This window comes from Edwardsiella piscicida (assembly GCF_001896205.1).
GTDB lineage: Bacteria > Pseudomonadota > Gammaproteobacteria > Enterobacterales > Enterobacteriaceae > Edwardsiella > Edwardsiella piscicida.
On sequence record NZ_MPNU01000001.1, the window covers coordinates 1187932 to 1209480 of the forward strand.

The window sequence follows — 21549 nt, forward strand, 5'->3', positions numbered from 1 at the left end:
GCCATTCGCCGATATACTAGAGTGATGCAAAGCGCCCGCGGGCGCTTTCGTTCGGATATCGCTGTGAACCGCGCGGACCCTACACGCATTGATGGGACGTACGCCCGCCGTTGGCGGGACAGCTATTAAATGAAAGAGGTTTACTGATGACAGATAAGCGCAAAGACGGTTCAGGCAAGCTGCTGTACTGCTCTTTTTGCGGCAAAAGCCAGCATGAAGTTCGTAAGCTGATCGCCGGGCCGTCAGTGTATATCTGCGACGAATGTGTCGATTTGTGCAATGACATCATTCGCGAAGAGATTAAAGACGTAACGCCGCACCGTGAGCGCAGCGCGCTGCCGACGCCCCATGAAATCCGTCATCATCTGGATGACTATGTCATCGGTCAGGAGCAGGCGAAGAAGGTGCTGGCGGTGGCGGTATATAACCACTACAAGCGCCTGCGTAACGGCGATTCCAGCAACGGCGTCGAGCTGGGCAAGAGCAACATCCTGCTGATTGGCCCGACGGGCAGCGGCAAGACCCTGCTGGCGGAGACGCTGGCACGCCTGCTGGATGTGCCTTTTACCATGGCGGATGCTACGACGCTGACGGAAGCCGGCTATGTCGGTGAAGACGTTGAGAACATCATTCAGAAGCTGCTGCAGAAGTGTGATTACGATGTACAGAAGGCCCAGCGCGGCATCGTGTATATCGATGAGATCGATAAGATCTCCCGTAAGTCAGACAACCCGTCGATCACCCGCGACGTGTCCGGCGAAGGGGTGCAGCAGGCGCTGCTGAAGCTGATCGAAGGTACGGTTGCCGCGGTACCGCCCCAGGGCGGGCGCAAGCATCCGCAGCAGGAGTTTCTGCAGGTGGACACCTCCAAGATCCTGTTTATCTGCGGCGGCGCCTTCGCCGGCCTGGATAAGGTGATCGGTCAGCGCGTGAATACCGGCACCGGCATCGGCTTTGGTGCCAAGGTGAAAGGGAAGGCGGACAAGGCCAGCGAAAGCGAGCTGCTGGGCCAGGTCGAGCCCGAGGACCTGATCAAGTTTGGCTTGATCCCGGAATTTATCGGCCGTCTGCCGGTCGTTGCGACCCTGAAAGAGCTGGATGAAGCGGCGCTGATCCAGATCCTGAAAGAGCCGAAGAACGCCCTGACGAAGCAGTATCAGGCGCTGTTCGGTCTGGAAGGGGTCGAGCTGGAGTTCCGTGACGAGGCCCTGACCGCTATCGCCAAGAAGGCCATGGCGCGTAAGACTGGTGCGCGCGGGCTGCGCTCTATCGTTGAAGGGACGCTGCTCGACACGATGTACGATCTGCCCTCCATGGAGAACGTGGAGAAAGTGGTAGTCGATGAGAACGTTATCGATGGCCAGAGCAAGCCGATGCTGATCTATGGTCAGCCAGAGGCGCAGGCCTCCGGCGAGTAACTCACCGTTGCCGCCGTCGCGCGCAGGCCGCCGGCAGCGATACGGGAGACGGGGTAAAAAATGGGGGATAGCATCCCCCATTTTTTTCCGCGGGCCATAGCGTTGAATCCCGCAAATGTATCCCCATATACTCAGATAATCCTCTGGCGAAGCAGCCATTGTCCGTTGTGCGGCGCTGTTTCTCCATAACCTGGCGGAAGCTAAACAAAGAGAGAGCTCTATGAATCCTGAGCGTTCCGAACGCATAGAAATCCCCGTATTGCCGCTGCGCGATGTGGTGGTTTATCCGCACATGGTGATTCCGTTGTTTGTAGGCCGGGAAAAATCGATCCGGTGCCTGGAAGCCGCAATGGATCACGACAAGAAGATCCTGCTGGTGGCGCAAAAAGAGGCCTCGACCGATGAGCCGGGGATCAACGATCTGTTTACGGTCGGCACGGTAGCCTCCATTCTGCAGATGCTGAAGCTGCCCGATGGCACGGTAAAAGTGCTGGTTGAAGGGATCCAGCGCGCGCGCATTACCACACTGTCTGACGGCGGCGAACACTTTGCTGCCCAGGCGGAGTACCTGGATACGCCGGAGATGGAGGAGCGCGAGCAAGAGGTTCTGGTTCGCACCGCCATCAATCAGTTTGAAAGCTATATCAAGCTGAACAAAAAAATTCCGCCGGAGGTGCTGACGTCGCTGAACAGCATCGACGACGCCGCCCGTCTGGCCGACACTATCGCCGCCCATATGCCGCTGAAGCTGAACGATAAGCAGACGGTACTGGAGATGTCCGACGTGGCGGAGCGTCTGGAATACCTGATGGCGATGATGGAGTCCGAGATCGATCTGCTGCAGGTAGAAAAACGCATCCGTAACCGGGTGAAGAAGCAGATGGAGAAGAGCCAGCGCGAGTATTATCTGAATGAGCAGATGAAGGCTATTCAGAAAGAGCTCGGCGAAATGGACGACGCGCCGGATGAGTTTGAGGCCCTGAAGCGCAAGATAGAAGCGGCCAAAATGCCGAAAGAGGCGCGCGAGAAGGCGGAGTCCGAGCTACAGAAGCTGAAGATGATGTCGCCGATGTCGGCGGAAGCGACCGTGGTGCGCAGCTATATCGACTGGATTGTGCAGGTGCCGTGGCATGCGCGCAGCAAGGTGAAAAAAGATCTGCGCAAAGCGCAGGAGACGCTCGACGCCGACCACTACGGTCTGGAGCGGGTCAAGGATCGCATCCTGGAATACCTGGCGGTACAGAGCCGGGTCAGCAAAATTAAAGGACCGATCCTGTGCCTGGTGGGGCCGCCGGGGGTAGGTAAGACCTCGCTGGGGCAGTCTATCGCCCGGGCGACCGGCCGCCAGTATGTGCGCATGGCGCTGGGCGGGGTGCGCGACGAGGCGGAGATCCGCGGTCACCGTCGGACCTACATCGGCTCCATGCCGGGTAAACTGATCCAGAAGATGGCCAAGGTGGGGGTGCGCAACCCGCTGTTCCTGTTAGATGAAATCGATAAGATGTCCTCTGACATGCGCGGCGATCCGGCCTCGGCGCTGCTGGAGGTCCTGGACCCGGAGCAGAACGTCGCCTTTAACGATCACTATCTGGAGGTGGACTACGATCTGTCCGACGTGATGTTCGTCGCCACCTCTAACTCCATGAATATTCCGGCGCCGCTGCTGGACCGCATGGAGGTGATTCGCCTGTCCGGCTATACCGAGGATGAGAAGCTTAACATTGCCCGCCAGCACCTGCTGCCGAAGCAGATTGAGCGTAATGCGCTGAAGAAAGGCGAGCTAACGGTGGATGATAGCGCCATCGTTGGGATTATTCGCTACTACACCCGCGAAGCCGGGGTGCGTGCGCTGGAGCGTGAAATCTCCAAGCTATGTCGCAAGGCGGTGAAACAGCTGCTGCTGGATAAGTCGCTGCGCCATATTGAGATCAACGGCGATAACCTGAAGGATTACCTGGGCGTTCAGCGCTTTGACTATGGCCGCGCCGACAGCGAAAACCGCGTGGGTCAGGTCACCGGCCTGGCCTGGACCGAGGTCGGCGGCGATCTGCTGACCATTGAAACCGCCTGTGTCCCGGGTAAGGGTAAGCTGACCTATACCGGCTCGCTGGGCGAAGTGATGCAGGAGTCGATTCAGGCGGCGCTGACCGTGGTGCGCGCGCGCGCCGACAAGCTGGGGATCAACCCGGATTTCTACGAGAAGCGCGATATCCACGTGCACGTACCGGAGGGGGCGACCCCGAAAGATGGTCCGAGCGCCGGTATTGCCATGTGTACGGCGCTGGTCTCCTGCCTGACCGGTAATCCGGTGCGCGCCGACGTGGCGATGACCGGGGAGATTACGCTGCGTGGCCAGGTGCTGCCGATCGGCGGGCTGAAGGAGAAGCTGCTGGCGGCCCACCGCGGTGGGATCAAGACCGTGCTGATCCCGGACGACAACAAACGCGATCTGGAGGAGATGCCGGAGAACGTTCTGCGCGATCTCGACATCCATCCGGTGAAGCGGATCGACGAGGTTTTGGCCCTGGCGCTGCAGAATTCCCCGTTTGGGATGGACGTGGTGACGGCGAAATAGTGATATATCGCAAAATACGTTGATAAAACATCGGCTGGCAGCGCATTTCGGGCTTGCCAGCCTTTTTTTGTACGGCTAACGTAGAGCCCTGTCGGCCGTAGCAAGCGCCCGTGAAGCGCCTTGCCGGACAGAGACAGGCTAGATATAACTGCTGCGCAGCCGTACGGTAGGGAGAACGGTTTCCTGTACGGCGAGATTTCTAAAGGGGATGATAGAGTGAATAAATCACAACTGATCGACAAGATTGCTGAGGGTGCAGATATTTCCAAAGCGGCAGCCGGTCGCGCGCTGGATGCATTCATTGCATCCGTGACCGAAAGCCTGCAGGAAGGTGACGCCGTCGCACTGGTCGGTTTTGGTACTTTTGACGTCCGCGAACGTGCTGCCCGCACTGGCCGTAATCCGCAGACGGGCCAGGAAATTGATATTCCTGCCGCGAAAGTTCCGGGTTTCCGCGCGGGCAAAGCGCTGAAAGACGCCGTTAACTAAGCCTATGGCGCGCTGCGCCGGGCGTCAGCGGGCGATGATTTCCATAAATCGCAAACAATCGACTGACGCCATGGCATAGCTAAGGTAAAATACAAGGCGCATCATGCTGATGCGCTTTTTTTATGGCGGGCAACTGCCTTCCCTAGACGCGGCGGCGCGATCGTCCGTCAGGGCAGCCTGAAGCAGTTAATCTATATCGTGTGCTGTGCGTATACGGGCCATGGCCTGGAACAAAGCGGAGTCACAACGTATTACCAACAATCACAGCGGAGTGTTGCCACACTATGATGGACAATTTACGCGCGGCCGCCAATCACGTCGTGCTCAAGGTTATCCTGGCTCTGATCATCATCTCGTTTGTGCTGACCGGGGTAGGTAATTATCTGATCGGCGGCTCCGGCGACTACGCGGCCAAGGTGGATGGCCAAGAGATCGGTCGGGCCCAGCTCGAACAGGCGGTGCAGAACGAGCGCAGCCGTCTGCAGCAGCAGCTGGGCGATCAGTTCTCCGTGCTGGCAGGAAACGAAGGCTATATGAAAGAGCTGCGCAAGCAGGTACTTTCTCGCATGATCGATGACGTGCTGCTCGATCAGTATGCCCAAAAGCTTAATCTGGCGATCAGCGATGCGCAGGTAAAAGAAGCGATCCGCGCGATGCCCTATTTCCAGACCGACAATCACTTCGATAACGCGAAGTATCTCGATATGGTGGCGCGTCTGGGCCTGAGCCCGGACGCCTACGCTCAGCTGATGCGTCAGCAGCTGGTGACCCAGCAGCTGATCCAGGGGTTCACCGCCACCGGCTTTACCCTGCCGGCAGAGGTCGACGCCCTGGCGGCGCTGACCATGCAGCAGCGTCAGGTCAGCCTGGCAACCATCGATATCAGCAAGCTGATGCCGCAGCAGCAGGTTAGCGACGCGGAGCTGCAGGGCTATTATCAGCAGCACCAGAGCAGCTTTATCGCCCCAGAGGCGGTCAAGGTACGCTATATCGAAATGGATGCCGCGGCCATCAACGATAAGATGACGGTCAGCGATGCGGAGATTAGCGCCTACTACGATCAGCATAAAGGCAGCTTTACCCAGCCGGCGCGCAGTGACTACAGCGTTATTCAGGTGAAGACAGAGGCGGAGGCTAAGGCCATCGCCGCGCAGCTGGCCAACGGCGCCGATTTCGCGACCCTGGCCAAGGAGAAGTCCACCGATATTATCTCCCGTAAAAACGGCGGCGAGCTGGGTTGGCTGGAGCCGGAAACCACGCCGGATGAGATCCGCGCGGCTAAGCTGAGCCATAAAGGGGATGTTTCCGCGCCGATCGCGTCCAGCGTGGGATACCTGATCGTGCGTCTGAACGATATGCAGCCCGCGGTGGTTAAGCCGCTCTCTGAGGTGCGTGCCGAGATCGCCGATAAGGTGAAGCAGCAGAAGGCGCTGGATGCCTTCTATGCGCTGCAGCAGAAAGTGAGCGATGCGGCGACCAACGACAATGATTCGCTGGCCGGGGCAGAAGACGCCGCCGGGGTGAAGGCGACGGAGACCGGCTGGTTTGCCCGCGATAACGTACCGCAGGTGCTTAATTTTAAACCGGTGGTTCAGGCTATTTTCGACGGTTCCCTGTTCGGGGAAAACGGCACGCCGGGCAGTAACTCTGACGTGATCAGCGTCGAGGGCGATCGCGCCTTTGTACTGCGCGTCAGTGAGCACAAGCCGGAAGCGGTTAAACCCTTTGCTGAGGTGCGCGATCAGGTGACGGAGCTGCTGAAGCGTCAGAAGGCGATTGCCCAGGCGCGTAGCGAGGGCGAGAAGCTGCTGGCTGCGCTGCAGGCAGGCAAGGGCGACGCGGCGCTGAAGGCTGCCGGCCTGAGCTTTGGTGCCGAGCAGACGCTGACTCGCGCTTCAGAGGATCGTCAGCTGACGGATACGGTATTCGCCATGCCGCACCCGCAGACCGATAAGCCGGTGTACGGGCTGTCGGCGGACCGCCATGACAACATTGAGCTGATTCGTCTGAACGCCGTCACGGCGGGTCATCTGTCGGCGGAGCAAATGAAGGCGTTCGCCTCTCAGATGCTCACCGGGGAGACCGGGATCACCTTCGATGCCCTGATGGATAACCTGCGCGCTAATGCCAAGATCAAGCTGGGCGCGGCGGCAGATGTGCAGTAATCCCCAGCGTTGTGGGTGATATGATGTAACAACAAAAGGCCGCATTCGCGGCCTTTTGCATATTGCGCGCTCCGGCTTTGCCGGCCCCCTCGCCGCAGGGCATCGTAAGGGACGATAACTCTCATCCCTAAGGAGCCCGGCCATGAATCCATTAACTCTGCTGTTATCTTCCCCACTCTGGATCGCTTTACTCTTTTTTCCCGCCGCGCCGCAGGCCGCCACGGCGCCAGCCGCGACACCGTCGGCGAGCCCCGCCACGCCCAGCGGTGGGGGCGCGGAGCGTGGGCGGGTGAATATCAATCAGGCGTCGGCGCAGGCGCTGTCCGAAGGGCTTAGCGGCATCGGCCTGGAGAAGGCCCGGGCGATCGTCGCCTTTCGTGAACAGCACGGCGCGTTTTCCCGTTTGGAGCAGCTGCTGCAGGTGAAGGGGATCGGCGCTGCGCTGCTGGAGAAGAACCGGGCGCGTCTGGCGCTCTAGCGATAGCGCGGCACCGCGCCGGCGTACGGGCGGTGTCGCGTAGTCTCCGCGTTTGGCGCAGGACGGCGAAAGGGGGGGTTACTGCAGCCCGCTCTTTTGCTTCAGCGCGGCCATCACCGCCGCCGGATCGGCCAGATACTGCTGCAGGCCATGGGCGCGCAGGTGGCAGGCGGCGCAGTGACCGCAGCCATCGCCCTGAATGCCGTTGTAGCAGGTCAGGGTGTCGTGGCGCACCCTCTCCAGCTGACCATAGTAGTCCGCCAGCGCCCAGGTCTCGGCTTTGTTGAGCCACATCAGCGGCGTTTCAAAGCGAATGTCGCGCGCCATGCCCAGGCAGACGGCGTGATTCAGCGCCTGCACGAACTGATCCCGACAGTCCGGATAGCCGGAGAAGTCGGTTTCACAGACGCCGGTGATCACGGCCTCAGCCTCAACCTGGTAGGCATAGATCGCCGCCAGGGTCAGAAACAGTACGTTGCGGCCGGGGACGAAGGTATTGGGAATGCCATCCTCGCTTTGGGTTGGCACGGGGATGTTATCCCGGGTCAGGCTACTGATGGCCAGCTCATTGAGCAGGCCGACGTCCAACACCTTGTGGGCGCTGGCGCCCAGCTGCTCGGCCAGCCGACGGGCTACGTCTATCTCGGCGCGGTGGCGCTGCCCGTAGTCAAAGGTGATGCAGTGGACATCATCATAGCGGTGCAACGCCTGGATCAGGCAGGTGGTCGAGTCCTGACCGCCACTGAAAACTACTACGGCGCGTTTCATGCAATAACCTCAATTGTGCGCAAAAGAAAATATCTGTCGTATGGTAGCCGCTCAGCCCGGCGATGAACAGCCCGTCTCCGGCGCCGGCACCCAGGCCTGACAAAAGTCGAACCAGCCGTGGGCGGTCAACACGATGCCGTTGACCCGGGGCGGAACGCTGACCTGGTAGCGATAGTTGAATAGCGGCGCCATATATCCCTGCGCCATCAGCGCGCCGTACAGCTGACGCAGCGCGGCTAAGCGCTGTGCCTCCGCGCGGGCCTGTCGCTGGAGATTGAGGCGCGCCAGCGTATCCGCATAGGCGTTGGCGGGGAGGATCGCCGGCCACAGTCGGTCGGTGCGCGGCCAGTTGTCCAGGGTGGTGCCGGGCGATTCGCCGATGCGTTTATCCCCCAGGATAATGTCTGCCTGAGCCAGTTGGGCATCATCGCTCCAGCGTTTTCCGCTGACGAACTGCAGCGTGAGGGCGCAGCCGTAGGCGGCCAGGCGGATCTGCAGTCGGCGCGCCAGCTGGTGCAGGGCGGACGCCGGGTAGCTAAGAAGGGTCAGGCGGGGCGGCAGCGGACCGGGCGGCTCGGTGAACGCCGGGATTGCCCAGCCGGGCAGCAGCTCCTCACAGCGTAGCGTGATCCCCTCCTCCTGCGACAGGGCGCTGAAGGTCTGCTCCTCGCGCATCAGGCCGAGCAGAGCGCGCGCCTGGCGCGGAGAGAGGCGTCCCTGACGCAGGTTAACGGCCATGTAGCCAAAGCCCAGGCTGGTGCTGCTTTTGAGACGGCGGGTGTCCTGGGTTCCCTCATCTTGTCCTATCTGTATTCTGACCGCCCTCTGGCAGGAGGGCGGCGCCGTACCGGCCCCGGCGGTGATCCAGTATTCGATGGCGTGCAGATAGGGCCGCCGCAGATGGTAGCCCTCATACTGCTCTAGGCGCAGCAGGGTTGGACTGGCGCTGACCAGGCGGAATGGCCCCGCACCGATATCGGGCTGCTGCGGGTGGGGCAGCAGGCACAGCAGGTTGGCCAGCCGGTGCGCCAGCCAGTAGTCGGGCTGATGCAGGGTAAAGCGCAGGCACAGCGGATGGGGGTGGTCGATAGCGGCGACGCTGGCCAGCAGGGCGCCGGCCTGGGGATGGGCGCAGAGGGCGCGCAGCGTCGCCAGAAGCTGCTCGGCGCCGATCGGTTGGCCGTGGTGCCAGCGCAGATCGCTGTGCAGTAAAAATTGCCAGCATAGGCCGTCGTCGCTGATCTGCCAGTGGTGGGCCAGATCTGGCTGCGGCGCGGCGTTGCCGGGAACGAACCGCGTCAGGCCGGCGTGCAGGGTGTGCGCCAGGTGCTGCTCGGCGCGTCCGCTCAGCCGCAGGGGCTGGATGGGCTCCAGCGGGCGATAGTAAGGAATACGCAGGGTAGGCAGCTCGGCCTGCCACTGGCCGCCGAGGTGGGGCTGCAGATAGGGGGTTAGCTGAGCCGGATCGCGGGCCGCCAGCCGCAGGGCCCCCTGATGGTTGCCCTCGCGCAGCAGGTGCTCCATTAGCTGGCGACGCAGCTGCGATACCGGAAGTAGGCAGCGCAGGCTGCCGCGCCGCCCGCGCCCGGCGCTGGCCTGCCAGCGGATCCATCCGGCCTCCTGCAGCTGGCCGAGCAGGGTTCGCACGTGGCGATCGCTGCAGCAGATAATGGCGGCCAGCTCGGCGACGGTAACCGACACCGGGGCATCGCCGGCAAACTGGTACAGACGTTGATATTGATTAAGGCGTTGCAGCAGGCGCATTAAAAAATCCTGAACTCTTTTTTCTAATTGTTCACTATTAGTTCCGCAAATGCCACGCGATACTGTAGGCCATGCAGTAGCGGTCACAAACGGAGGCGGTATGCGTTTGGCAGCGTTTGATATGGACGGCACTCTGTTGATGCCGGATCACCGCATCGGTGCGGAGACGCTGGATGCCCTGCAGCGCCTGGCGCAGCAGCAGGTCGTTCTCACCTTTGCTACCGGGCGTCACTTTTTAGAGGTTAGCCGCATGACGCGCCGCTTGGGGCTGCGGGGACACCTGATCACCGCTAATGGCACTCGGGTGCATGATCACGACGGCCAGCTGCTGTTCAGCCAGGATCTGGCGCCGGAGGTGGCCTATGAGCTGATGCACGCCGACTGGAGCGATACCGCCTCGCTGCACCTGTTTCGCGACGATGGCTGGCTGACGGCCTGCGATTGCCCCGCGCTGCTGGCGCCCCACCGGGCCGATGGCTTTACCTATCGCCTGACGGATCTGCACCGTCTGCCGGCTTACGGCGTCAGCAAGGTGTGCTTTATCGATGGTCATGAACGTCTGCTGGCGCTGCAGCAGCGTCTGCGTACCCACTTCGGCCGCGCCGTCGATCTCTGCTTCTCGGGCCATGACTCGCTGGAGGTGATCCCGCCGGGCAGTAACAAGGGCAGCGCGTTGGCGGCTCTGTGCGATCGCCTGAATATTGGTCTGGATGAATGTATGGCGTTCGGCGACGCGATGAACGACCGGGAGATGCTTGGCATGGTCGGTCAGGGATTCATCATGGGCAACGCGCTGACGCAGCTTCGGCAGGCCTTACCGCACCTGCGGGTGATCGGTGACTGCCGCCAGCAGGCGGTTGCGCAACAGCTTTCTCTTTGGCTAACGCAATCTCACCTCACAATTCCCCCGAATCACTGAGGCTATTCAGCCAGCCGGGCTGCGTGTTTGACTGCGCGCACCCGGTTTTCTTTTTATCTTTACCTGCGCCGGACATTCGACGCCGCGGGAAAAAGATTGATTATTGTTGCGTGGATTGGCCTAATTGGAGGAAATATTTCTCCCGGAGCCCCCTATGCTGGATAAAATTGACCGTAGCCTGCTGAACATGCTGCAGCGGGACTGCACCCTCTCGCTGCAGGTGCTGTCAGAGGCGGTGAACCTGACGTCGACTCCCTGCTGGAAGCGGCTAAAGCGTCTGGAGGAGGAGGGTTATATTACCCAGCGGGTCGCGCTGTTGGATAAAGAGAAGCTGGGCCTCGGGCTGACGGCGTTTGTGGCGATCAAGACCCAGCACCACAGCGCGGAGTGGTATCGCAACTTTGTGCAGCAGGTGGAGCATATGCCGGAGATCCTGGCGTTCTACCGCATGGCCGGTGAGTATGATTACCTGATGCAGGTGCAGGTTGCCGATATGAAAAGCTTCGATGATTTTTATAAGCGTCTGGTCAACGCGGTAAAGGGGCTGAGCGACGTCACGTCGAGCTTTGCCATGGAGCAGATTAAGTTCACGACGGCGCTGCCGCTGCGCGAGTAAGCCGTCTTTCCCGCTAACGGTCATCTCCTCACCCCGCTGAGCGTGCCGCTATGCCCGCGTTCCCCGAATCCTGCCAATATTGCGCTCCCGACGGCGTCGCCGTCGGGGCGATCGCGCGTCTCCGACGTCTAACCTGCACCACGGCCGGCGCATTGCACCGTTTTGGTGCTATTGCCCCTGCCGCGCCGCCGTGAATCATGCGCCATCCCGCGTGGGCGGCGGGATCTGTCGCCCGTCTTCTGGGTTGGCATGACCTTTGCTCATAATTTTTGTGAATGAATCCGCTGACAGAGGAGGGGGCGTCATGAAGCTGGTGAGCGCGGTGATCAGGCCGTTCAAGGTGGAGGAGGTGCGCGAAGCGCTGTCGGCCATCGGTATTCAGGGGCTGACCCTGACGGAGGTGAAGGGATTCGGTCGACAGAAAGGGCACGCTGAGCTTTACCGCGGCGCCGAGTACAGCGTCAATTTTTTACCCAAGGTCAAAATTGAGGTGGCGCTGGAGGATGAACGGCTGGAGGCGGTGATCGACGCCATTCGCCAGGCGGCCTGCAGCGGAAACATTGGTGACGGTAAGATTTTTGTCGCCGAACTGACGCGCGTGGTGCGCATTCGCACCGGCGAGTGCGATGACGCGGCGCTGTGATGGCCGGCATGGAGGTGTGAGATGAGGCGAGTTCGCAGGGGAATGGTGGGCATGGCGCTGCTGCCGGGGGTTGCGCTGGCCGGCGCGCCGCAGATGGATCGGGCGGATAATGGCTTTATGATGCTAGCGACGGCGCTGGTGCTGTTGATGACTCTGCCGGGGATTGCACTGTTTTACGGCGGCCTGCTGCGCGCCAAGAACGTGCTGTCGCTGATGACGCAGGTGATGGTGACCTTCGCCGTCGTGAGCGTGCTGTGGGTGATCTATGGCTATACGCTGGCGTTTGGCAGCGGGAACGCTATCGTTGGCAACCTGCACGCGCTGTTGCTCAAGGGGATCGGACTGCACGAGGTGACCGGCTCGATATCGACGCTGGTGCACGTGGCCTTTCAGGGATCGTTTGCCTGTATTACGGTGGCGCTGGTGACCGGTGCTCTGGCTGAGCGGGTTCGGTTTTCGGCGGTGCTGATCTTTGCCGCGCTGTGGTTTTCGCTCTCCTATGTGCCGCTGGCCCATATGGTCTGGGGCGGGGGCTGGCTGGCCGCCGACGGTGCGCTGGACTTTGCCGGCGGGACGGTGGTGCATATTAACGCCGCCGTGGCAGGACTGCTGGGCGCTCGCCTGCTGGGACGGCGCAGCGGCTATGGACGGGAGTCGTTTAAGCCGCACAGTTTACCCATGGTCTTTCTGGGCACCGCCATTCTGTATATCGGTTGGTTTGGCTTTAACGCGGGCTCCGCCGGCGCCGCCAACGATATTGCTGCGCTGGCGTTTATCAACACGATGATCGCCACCGCCGCCGCCATTCTCTCTTGGGTCTTGGCGGAATGGGGGTTACGTGGGAACCCCTCCCTGCTAGGCGCCTGCTCCGGTTGTATTGCCGGGCTGGTGGCGGTGACGCCGGCGGCGGGCAGCGTGGGTGTCGGCGGTGCGCTGCTGCTCGGCCTGATCGCGGGAGCGGCAGGCCTATGGGGCGTGGTGGCGCTGAAACGCTGGCTGCAGATAGATGACGCCTGCGATGTCTTCGGCGTGCACGGCGTCTGCGGTATCGTCGGCTGCCTGGCGACTGGGGTGCTGAGCGCCGCCTCGCTGGGCGGTACGGGCTATGCCAGCGGTGTCACCATGGGTCATCAGCTGTGGGTTCAGACGCTGAGCGTGCTGGTCTGTGTGATCTGGTCCGCGGCGGCGGCGCTGATTGCCTATAAGGCGGCGGATCTCTGCGTGGGGCTGCGGGTCAGTGAGGATCAGGAGCGCGAGGGGCTGGATGTGACGAGCCACGGTGAGAGCGCCTATAACCGCTAGATGCACGGCGCCGCGCTGCGGCGCCGCAGGGCACTCAGCGCGCCGGGTGCTGTCGAATGACCCCTTCCTGTGCGGAAGAGGCGACCAGACGCCCCTGCCGGTCGAAGAACTGACCGCGGACCAAGCCGCGGGCGCCGGAGGCGGAGGGGCTGTCCACCGCGTACAGCAGCCAGTCGTCGAGGCGAAAGGCGCGGTGGAACCACATGCTGTGATCGAGGGTCGCCACCTGCATGCCGGGCTCAAGAAAGCCCTTGCCGTGGGGCTGAAGCGCCGTCGGCAGGAAGTTAAAGTCTGAGGCATAGCCCAGCAGGTATTGATGCACCCGCGGATCGTCAGGAAGGACGCCGTTGGCGCGCAGCCAGACGTAGCGCTGCGGCGGGCATACGTCGCCTTTGAGTGGGTTATGGAAGGTGACTGGGCGCATTTCAATGGCCTGTTCACGGGTGAACGTATCGCGGACGGCCTCGGGGATCAGGTGCCGCAGCGAGCGGGCGATATCGGTCTCGCTGGGCAGGCCTTCGGGACCGGCGACCTGCGGCATGCTGCTCTGGTGTTCAAACCCCGCCTCTAGAGACTGGAAAGAGGCCGTCATATAAAAGATAGGCTTACCATGCTGGATGGCGTTGACCCGGCGGGCGCTAAAGCTGTTGCCGTCGCGTAGGACTTCGACATCATAGACGATCGGCATACGGCTATCGCCGGGGCGCAGAAAATAGCTGTGGAATGAGTGCAGCTGGCGCTGGGCGTCAACGGTCTGTTTGGCGGCATACAGCGCCTGACCGAGAACCTGGCCGCCGAAGACCTGGCGCAGTCCCAAATCCTCGCTTTGCCCTCGGTAGATACCCTGCTCAATTTTTTCGAGATTTAATAGGTTTAACAGCTGCTGTAACGCCTGACTCATTGGTAATACCTTATTTTGTAACGGTGGGAGACCTCGGTAACGCGCTGGCGATGGGGCCAGGGGCGCCGATACGACGCCCCGCACGCAAGGGTAGCACCGGAGACGGGGCTATGGCTGCCAGCGCAGGCGCGCCAGGTCGAGCCGTCCATCGGCATTGACGTCGATCCCTTCGGCCTGCAGCGCGCTGCGCTGGCGGGTAAAGCCTTCGCCGACCAGAGAGAGGGTGCCAAGGCGATTGACCACCCGGTGCCAGGGGAGGGCGCTGCCCGCCGGTAGCGTGCGCAGGATAGCCCCCACCCGGCGCGCGGCGCGCGAGTGGCCGGCCATCGCGGCTATCTGACCATAGGTTGCGACTCGGCCTACGGGAATGGCGGCGATACACAGCAGTACGCGCTGGCGGAAGTCATCCTGTGCGGGGGGCGAGGTCGTCATTGTCATAGCGCGATTATCGCTGTCCGATGACATTAGCTCAAGAGGCCTGTTTAAGAAAACAACGGTTGGCGGGGGGCGCCTTGCAATTGGGCGTGGCATCGCTGATAATGCTCGGGCGCTGAGGTTATAGCGCTCGTTATGGGGGCCCTGTTGGTTCTCCCGCAATGCTAACCCGTGAATTCGGTCAGGTCCGGAAGGAAGCAGCCGCAGCGGGTGACGCGTGTGCCGGGATGTAGCTGGCAGGGCTCCCACCCATTTGAGCCGTGCTATTTATTCCTCGCCGCTTCTCGCTTCTCGCTTCTCGCTTCTCGCTTCTCGCTTCTCGCTTCTCGCTTCTCGCTTGCGGTTTGCAATCGGTGGCTACACGGAATTTATCGCTGAGATTGACGCCGATCTACGGGCGGTGGGGGACGGGCGAAAACAGGCCTACCCGCGTAACGCTGGGGTATCAATAAAGAATAAATATATTAATAGTAATATAACTAACGTTGCCAGGGCGTCGCTGAAACGCCCGGGGCACTTAGCGGACGTATTGCCAGACTTCTGCTGGAATTTTGTCGTATAGCTTATTCATAGTTAATTCGGCCAGACGATGATCTGCGGCAGAATAAAAAATTTCTAATTCATCATCTGAAAGTTCGTATTTATTCTTTTCGATCACGCGTTCTAGAGTATCCAGCGTCGTGCATTTACGCAGCTTCATCAGATAATCGATCTTGGTCATCACAACATCCTATTATTGGACTAAACATGTAAGGCAGCGTTGCGCTTTTCATGCGCCAGGCAGTATGCCACCCGCCGCTTGGTGCGCAGCCAGTGCCGGAGCGCCGTTTCACTGACGCTATAGGCGCCAAACAGGGCATAGGTTTCATCCAGATAATCATCCAATATTTCGGCTAAATCCGAATGATGCGGATATTTGATCTTAAATGATTGCGCGACGCTGGCAATATGCTCAATCAGCTCATTAAGCTGTAGATTTACCTTTGCCGTCGGGTCGCTGACCCAGCCGTGATGGCTCTCTCCCAGGACATCTATTCCCTGATGATACAGAGAATCACACAGGTATTTTAACTCTGCGATGTCATGCTGATAAGAAGTGTACTCATCCATAGTCTACCCCCTGCGGGAACCAAACCTGCTTTCCTGTAGCAAGGAATATAGCAAATCGATGCAATAATCAAGCGGTTACGCAATGGCTATGACAAGTAACCTCAGTATCATAGCAAAGGCGCAGGGCAATGGGAAAAGTTTTGTGTTAGTAAGTATTTAAACTATACCCAGACTGATTAAGTATAGCCCTCATTTTATGAATACGAGGAATGAAGAATAAATATTTTTAATGAGTTATCCCGCTGGGGCATATCATCATACTGAATTAAGCGTATTAATGTTTGTCTGGTGAGCGCGTCGGGGAGGGCCGTAGGCAATCGATGGATAAAAAAAGACCGCCCGCGGGCGGTCTTTTCATTTTTTATAACTATTTATTGTGCGGTTCAACCGGATGGTTGTGCTCAATATCCTCGCCGCGGCGGCCAAAGCGGCGGCGCACCACCACAAAGAACACCGGTACGAAGAAGATGGCCAGGATGGTAGCGGAGACCATCCCGCCCATGACCCCGGTACCGACGGCGTTCTGGGCTCCGGAGCCCGCGCCGTTGCTGATGACCAGCGGCATAACCCCGAGAATAAAGGCCAGCGAGGTCATCAGGATCGGGCGCAGACGCATACGCACCGCCTCCAGCGTCGCTTCTACCAGCCCCTTACCCTCTTTGTGCATCAGGTCGACGGCGAATTCGACGATCAGGATGGCGTTCTTCGCCGATAGCCCGATCGTCGTCAACAGACCGACCTGGAAGTACACGTCGTTGGTCAGGCCGCGCAGCGAGGTCGCCAACAGGGCGCCGACGACGCCGAGCGGGACCACCAGCATGACGGAGAACGGAATAGACCAGCTCTCATACAGGGCGGCCAGACACAGGAAGACCACGATCAGCGAGATGGCATACAGGGCCGGAGCCTGGTTGCCGGACAGGCGTTCCTGATAGGACATACCGGTCCAGTCATAACCGACGCCCGCCGGCAGCTTGGCGACCAGGGACTCCATCAGCGCCATGGCCTCACCGGTACTCTTACCGGGTGCGGCTTCGCCCAGGATCTCCATGGAGGGCAGACCGTTGTAGCGCTCCAGACGCGGTGAGCCGTACTCCCAGCGTGAGCTGGAGAAGGCGGACAGCGGTACCATCTGACCATTGCTGCTGCGCACGTACCAGTTATCGATATCGCTTGGCAGCATACGGAACGGCGCATCGGCCTGGACATAAACGCGTTTGACGCGTCCGCGGTCGATAAAGTCGTTGACGTAGGCCCCGCCCAGCGCGGCAGAGATAGTCTGGTTAACGTCGGCGAGAGAAACCCCCAGCGACTGCGCTTTTTCTTGGTCGATATCCAGCTTGAACTGCGGCGTATCTTCCAGGCCGTTGGGGCGCACGCCGACCAGCAGGTCAGGGTGCTGCGCTGCCATGCCCAGCAGCTGGTTACGCGCTTCGGTCAGCTTTTCGTGGCCCAGGTTGGCCTGATCGATAAGCTCAAAGTCGAAGCCGGATGCCGTACCCAGCTCAACGATAGCCGGCAGGTTAAACGGATACACCATGGCGTCGTTGATCTTACTGAAGGCGCCCGCCGCACGTTGAATGATCGCGGTAACCTTGTTCTGATCGCCCTTACGCTCGTCCCATGGCTTCAGACTGACGAAGGCCAGACCGTTGTTCTGCCCCTGACCGCTGAAGCCGAAGCCGCTGACGGTAAAGACCGATTCAACGTTATCTTTCTCTTTGGTCAGGTAGTACTGGGAGACCTGCTTGAGCACATTGTTGGTGCGCTCCTGGGTCGCGCCCGGCGGCAGCTGGGCCATGGTCAGCAGTACCCCCTGGTCCTCTTCTGGCAGGAAGGAGGTGGGCAGGCGGATAAACAGCAGCCCCATGCCGACTACGATCAGCAGGTAAATCACCAGATAGCGCCCGGTGCCGCGCAGGATGCGGCCAACGCTGTCGGTATAGTGGTGGGTGCTCTTTTCAAACAGGCGGTTAAACCAGCCAAAGAAGCCGGTCTGTACGCCGTGATCGCCTTTGGCGATCGGTTTGAGCATGGTCGCACACAGCGCCGGCGTCAGGATCATCGCCACCAGCACTGACAGCACCATGGAGGAGACGATGGTGATGGAGAACTGGCGATAGATGGCCCCGGTTGAGCCGCCGAAGAAGGCCATCGGTACGAAGACCGCGGAGAGCACCATGGCGATACCGACCAGCGCCCCCTGGATCTGCTCCATGGACTTCTTGGTCGCCTCTTTCGGTGGCAGCCCCTCTTCGGACATGACGCGCTCGACGTTCTCCACCACCACGATGGCGTCATCCACCAAGAGGCCTATCGCCAACACCATCCCGAACATGGTCAGGGTGTTGATGGAGAAGCCCACGATCTCCAGGATAGCGAAGGTCCCCAGCAGTACCACCGGTACGGCGATGGTGGGGATCAGGGTAGCGCGGATATTCTGCAGGAACAGATACATCACCACGAACACCAGCACGATCGCTTCCAGCAGGGTCTTCACCACTTCGTCGATCGAGAGCTGAACGAACGGCGTGGTGTCATACGGGTAGACCGTCTTCAGGCTTGCCGGGAAGTAAGGGGCCAGCTTGGCCAGCTCCGTCTTCACGGCCTTGGCGGTGTCCAGCGCGTTGGCGCCGGTCGCGAGCTTCACGGCGATACCGGCGGCCGGTTTACCGTTATAGCGGGCGATGGTGCCATAGTTTTCCGCCCCCAGCTCTACGCGCGCAACGTCGCGCAGCAGAACGCGGGAACCATCCTGTTGGACCTTAAGCAGAATCTTGCCGAACTCGGTCGGATCCTTCAGACGGGTCTGCACGATGATCGAGGCGTTCAGCTGCTGTCCCGGCACCGGCGGGGTTCCCCCCAGCTGGCCACCGGCGATCTGGTTGTTCTGCACCTTAATCTGGGAGACCACGTCGACCGGCGTCAGGTTGTACTTATTCAGCTTGTTGGGGTCCAGCCAGATACGCATGGCGTACTGGGAGCCGAACAGCTGTACGCTGCCGACGCCCTGGGTACGGCTCAGGGGATCCTTAATGTTGGACGCCACATAGTCGGCGATGTCATCCTGACTCAGGCTGCCGTCTTCGGAGATAAAGCCTGCGACCAGCAGAATACTGCTGGAGGCCTTATCCACGCTGACGCCCTGCTGCTGTACTTCCTGCGGCAGGGAGGGCATGGCCAGCTGTAGCTTGTTCTGCACCTGGACCTGAGCGATATCCGGATCGGTACCGGCCTCGAAGGTCAGGGTGATGCTGGCGTTACCGGCCGAGTCACTGGTTGACGACATGTACATCAGGTTATCGATACCGTTCATGTTCTGTTCGATAACCTGCGTCACGGAGTTTTGCACCGTGGCCGCATCCGCCCCCGGATAGCTGGCGGAGATGGTGACTGCCGGCGGCGCAACGGTAGGGTACTGTGCGACCGGCAGACTCATGATCGCCAATGCACCGGCCAACATCATGATGATGGCGAGAACCCAGGCAAAGATCGGACGATCGATAAAAAACTTAGCCATGTATTACTGGCTCCTTTTCCCAATATTATGCATCGCGATGCGTTTACTGCTGTGCGCCACTGGCCGCACCGTCGCTGACCGCTGCATTCAGTTTAGCTTCCTCTACTTTCACCTGCACACCCGGGCGAATACGCTGCAGACCGGATACGATCACCCGATCGCCGCTCTTCAGACCGCCGGTGACCAGCCACTGATCGCCGATCGCCTGTGCGGCATCGATGGTGCGCATTTCGACCTTGTTGTCTGCGCCGACCAGCATGACCGTCGCCTGGCCGCGGGGGTTACGCGTTACGCCCTGCTGCGGAACCAGCAGCGCATCGGGGCGGACGCCCTCTTCCAGACGGGCGCGGACGAACATGCCCGGCAGCAGGTCATTGTGCGGGTTAGGGAACACGGCGCGAATCGTGATAGATCCGGTGCTCTCATCTACGGTCAGATCGGAGAACTCCAGCGTCCCTTTCAGCGGATAGGGCTGGCCGTTTTCCATCACCAGCTCGACGCTGGCCTTACCGTTTTCCTGCTTGATCTGCCCGTTGGCCAGCTCCTGCTTCAGACGCAGGAAATCATTGCTGGACTGGGTCACGTCGACATAGATGGGGTCGAGCTGCTGTACGGTTACCAGGGCGTTGCTCTGGTTGGCGGTCACCAAGGCGCCTTCGGTGACGGAGGACTTGCCGCTCAGGCCGGTAATAGGCGAGGTGACTTTGGTGTAAGCCAGATTGATGCGTGCGCTTTCAACGGCGGCTTTCGCGGCGACGACGGTCGCGTCGGCCTGGCGCGCGTTGGCGACGGCGGTATCGTAGTCCTGCTGACTGATGTATTTGGTCCCCAGCAGCGGGGTGTAGCGTTTGACCGTCAGATGGGCGATGTTAGCGGCAGCCTCTGCCTTGGCCAGATCGCCGCGGGCGCTGTCATAGGCGGCCTGATAGGTCGCTGGGTCGATCTGATAGAGTGATTCGCCGGCTTTTACCGTGCTGCCTTCGACAAAGTTACGCTTAAGGATAATACCGCTGACCTGCGGACGGACTTCTGCGATACGGTACGCAGAGGTTCGGCCCGGAAGCTCGGTTGAGACATTTAACGGCGCCGTTTTCAGTGTGACTACACCGACTTCGGGGGCAGGACGTTGCCCGGTTGCGCCATTGTCATCATTACATCCTGTAAGAAGTAAACTGCCGGAAAACAGCAGTATCGCCGCCAGAGGCGTTAACCCTCTGTTTTTCTTCATATTATACCTCAAGAGTCCGAGTGCAAAATGGGTATGGAGCACACTGGTAAAAAACCCATTGCTGCGCTATAAAAAAACGCATGTTATGGTACATACATTCATCAATGCATGTAAGTCTTGATACTTTAAAAAACCAACGCCATGGCACGAAAAACCAAACAGCAGGCCCAGGAGACCCGGCAGCAGATCCTTGACGCTGCCATACGTGAGTTTTCCGTACGCGGCGTTGCTGCCACCTCACTAAACGATATCGCCAAAGCCGCCGGGGTTACCCGCGGGGCCATTTACTGGCATTTTAAGAACAAAACTGACATTTTCCACGCCGTCTGGGCGTTTATGGAGTCCAGGATCAGTGAGCTTGAGCTAGAGTATCAGACAAAGTTTCCGGATGATCCACTGCGTATATTACGTGAGCTCCTAATTTTTATTTTGGTCGCGACGGTGGTGGATCCGCAGCGGCGGGCGATGATGGAAATTCTGTACCATAAGTGCGAGTTCGTCGGCGAGATGCGGGCGCTGGGGGAACGGCGTAAACTGATGTACTTGGAGAGCTACGCGCGCATCGAGCGGGTGCTGCAGCACTGTGTCTTCCGGGAGCAACTGCCGGCGAATCTGGATACGCTGCGCAGCGCCATCGCCCTGCGCAGCTATATTACCGGTATCATGGAGAGCTGGCTGTTTACCCCGGACCGCTTCGATCTGCAGCAGCAGGCGATACCGCTGGTGGATAACGTGATTGCCATGCTGCGGCACAGTCCGTTTTTGCGCCGTGACGCGGTATGCGCCCCCAATGATACCTCTGTATGGGGAAGCGGTTTCCCACCCACCGTAAATTGTGTTGATAAAGACGAGTAGATAACAATGCAAAAAATTGTCGTGATTGCCAATGGGGCCGGTTATGGCCATGAATCCCTGTTCAACGCGCTGCGCCTGGCGCTGGCGATGAAGGAGCAGGCGGCGGATATCGATCTGAAGCTTTTTCTGATGTCGGACGCCGTGACGGCGGCGCTGCCGGGGCAGAAGCCCCACGAAGGCTACAGCCTGCAGCAGATGCTGGAGATCCTGTGCGCGCAGCGCACGCCCATTCTGCTGTGTAAGACCTGCGCCGACGCCCGCGGCATTGCGTCGCTTCCGCTGATTGAGGGGGTGGCTATCGGTACGCTGACCGAGCTGGCCGCCTGGACGCTGGCCGCCGATAAGGTCTTGACGTTCTAAGGC

19 protein-coding genes and 1 other RNA gene are annotated in these 21549 nt (G+C 60.1%); 12 read left to right on the plus strand and 8 right to left on the minus strand.

Translation table 11 applies throughout. The features are described from left to right. The first annotated feature begins 146 nt into the window (after positions 1 to 146). The 5 genes from clpX to BRD58_RS05390 all read left to right on the plus strand — a co-directional run bounded on the left by clpX (position 147) and on the right by BRD58_RS05390 (position 7125). On the plus strand, positions 147 to 1418 hold the full coding sequence (gene clpX, locus BRD58_RS05370; RefSeq protein ID WP_012847856.1) for an ATP-dependent protease ATP-binding subunit ClpX: 1272 nt from the start codon (positions 147 to 149) through the stop codon (positions 1416 to 1418). A gap of 220 nt (positions 1419 to 1638) precedes the next feature. Then, complete coding sequence (gene lon, locus BRD58_RS05375) at positions 1639 to 3993, plus strand: endopeptidase La (protein WP_015461120.1); 2355 nt, start codon at positions 1639 to 1641, stop codon at positions 3991 to 3993. A 216-nt stretch (positions 3994 to 4209) separates the two neighbouring features. Further along, a complete protein-coding gene (gene hupB / locus BRD58_RS05380) occupies positions 4210 to 4482 on the plus strand; it encodes a nucleoid-associated protein HU-beta (protein WP_012847859.1) in 273 nt (90 codons plus the stop codon). Between the two features lie 284 nt (positions 4483 to 4766). Beyond that, positions 4767 to 6647: a peptidylprolyl isomerase gene (gene ppiD, locus BRD58_RS05385; RefSeq protein ID WP_012847860.1), complete on the plus strand. Its 1881-nt coding sequence runs from the start codon at positions 4767 to 4769 to the stop codon at positions 6645 to 6647. Between the two features lie 142 nt (positions 6648 to 6789). Next, positions 6790 to 7125: a ComEA family DNA-binding protein gene (locus BRD58_RS05390; RefSeq protein ID WP_015461121.1), complete on the plus strand. Its 336-nt coding sequence runs from the start codon at positions 6790 to 6792 to the stop codon at positions 7123 to 7125. Between the two features lie 78 nt (positions 7126 to 7203). Here BRD58_RS05390 and queC read toward each other — a convergent pair whose 3' ends face one another. Both queC and BRD58_RS05400 read right to left on the minus strand, forming a co-directional pair. Further along, positions 7204 to 7893, minus strand: a complete 690-nt coding sequence (queC, locus tag BRD58_RS05395) for a 7-cyano-7-deazaguanine synthase QueC (protein ID WP_015461122.1) — start codon at positions 7891 to 7893, stop codon at positions 7204 to 7206. Positions 7894 to 7944: 51 nt separating this feature from the next. Beyond that, positions 7945 to 9657, minus strand: a complete 1713-nt coding sequence (locus BRD58_RS05400; protein ID WP_069578324.1) for an SgrR family transcriptional regulator — start codon at positions 9655 to 9657, stop codon at positions 7945 to 7947. A 100-nt stretch (positions 9658 to 9757) separates the two neighbouring features. Between BRD58_RS05400 and cof the strand changes: the two genes are divergently transcribed. The 4 genes from cof (at position 9758) to amtB (ending at position 13137) form a co-directional block, all read left to right on the plus strand. Continuing rightward, positions 9758 to 10576 (plus strand): HMP-PP phosphatase, encoded by an 819-nt coding sequence (gene cof, locus BRD58_RS05405; protein WP_069578326.1) that lies wholly within the window; start codon positions 9758 to 9760, stop codon positions 10574 to 10576. A gap of 154 nt (positions 10577 to 10730) precedes the next feature. Continuing rightward, complete coding sequence (locus BRD58_RS05410) at positions 10731 to 11192, plus strand: Lrp/AsnC family transcriptional regulator (protein ID WP_012847865.1); 462 nt, start codon at positions 10731 to 10733, stop codon at positions 11190 to 11192. 304 nt (positions 11193 to 11496) lie between these two features. Further along, positions 11497 to 11835, plus strand: coding sequence for a P-II family nitrogen regulator (glnK, locus tag BRD58_RS05415; protein ID WP_012847867.1), 339 nt, complete (start codon positions 11497 to 11499; stop codon positions 11833 to 11835). A gap of 21 nt (positions 11836 to 11856) precedes the next feature. Further along, positions 11857 to 13137, plus strand: coding sequence for an ammonium transporter AmtB (gene amtB, locus BRD58_RS05420; protein ID WP_041692495.1), 1281 nt, complete (start codon positions 11857 to 11859; stop codon positions 13135 to 13137). A 34-nt stretch (positions 13138 to 13171) separates the two neighbouring features. Here the strand turns inward: amtB and tesB are convergent, their stop codons facing one another. Both tesB and BRD58_RS05430 read right to left on the minus strand, forming a co-directional pair. Beyond that, positions 13172 to 14038: an acyl-CoA thioesterase II gene (tesB, locus tag BRD58_RS05425; protein WP_073381913.1), complete on the minus strand. Its 867-nt coding sequence runs from the start codon at positions 14036 to 14038 to the stop codon at positions 13172 to 13174. A gap of 108 nt (positions 14039 to 14146) precedes the next feature. Continuing rightward, positions 14147 to 14470, minus strand: coding sequence for an MGMT family protein (locus tag BRD58_RS05430; RefSeq protein WP_173790620.1), 324 nt, complete (start codon positions 14468 to 14470; stop codon positions 14147 to 14149). 148 nt (positions 14471 to 14618) lie between these two features. On the opposite strand from BRD58_RS05430, the gene ffs reads away from it, so the two are divergent. Beyond that, an RNA gene (ffs, locus tag BRD58_RS05435) (signal recognition particle sRNA small type) lies at positions 14619 to 14715 on the plus strand. Positions 14716 to 14990: 275 nt separating this feature from the next. Here ffs and BRD58_RS05445 read toward each other — a convergent pair. The 4 genes from BRD58_RS05445 to BRD58_RS05460 form a co-directional block, all read right to left on the minus strand. After that, positions 14991 to 15194 (minus strand): HHA domain-containing protein, encoded by a 204-nt coding sequence (locus tag BRD58_RS05445; RefSeq protein WP_012847872.1) that lies wholly within the window; start codon positions 15192 to 15194, stop codon positions 14991 to 14993. A gap of 20 nt (positions 15195 to 15214) precedes the next feature. Beyond that, positions 15215 to 15583 carry an Hha toxicity modulator TomB gene (gene tomB / locus BRD58_RS05450; RefSeq protein ID WP_015461125.1) on the minus strand — a complete coding sequence of 123 codons (369 nt, stop codon included), beginning with the start codon at positions 15581 to 15583 and terminating at the stop codon, positions 15215 to 15217. Between the two features lie 367 nt (positions 15584 to 15950). Beyond that, a complete protein-coding gene (locus BRD58_RS05455; RefSeq protein ID WP_012847874.1) occupies positions 15951 to 19103 on the minus strand; it encodes an efflux RND transporter permease subunit in 3153 nt (1050 codons plus the stop codon). Between the two features lie 43 nt (positions 19104 to 19146). Next, positions 19147 to 20331, minus strand: coding sequence for an efflux RND transporter periplasmic adaptor subunit (locus BRD58_RS05460; RefSeq protein WP_012847875.1), 1185 nt, complete (start codon positions 20329 to 20331; stop codon positions 19147 to 19149). A 141-nt stretch (positions 20332 to 20472) separates the two neighbouring features. Here BRD58_RS05460 and acrR point away from each other — a divergent pair, with 141 nt between their 5' ends. Both acrR and BRD58_RS05470 read left to right on the plus strand, forming a co-directional pair. After that, a complete protein-coding gene (gene acrR, locus BRD58_RS05465) occupies positions 20473 to 21186 on the plus strand; it encodes a multidrug efflux transporter transcriptional repressor AcrR (RefSeq protein WP_012847876.1) in 714 nt (237 codons plus the stop codon). Between the two features lie 6 nt (positions 21187 to 21192). Further along, positions 21193 to 21546 carry a DsrE/DsrF/TusD sulfur relay family protein gene (locus tag BRD58_RS05470; RefSeq protein WP_015870491.1) on the plus strand — a complete coding sequence of 118 codons (354 nt, stop codon included), beginning with the start codon at positions 21193 to 21195 and terminating at the stop codon, positions 21544 to 21546. Positions 21547 to 21549 lie beyond the last annotated feature (3 nt).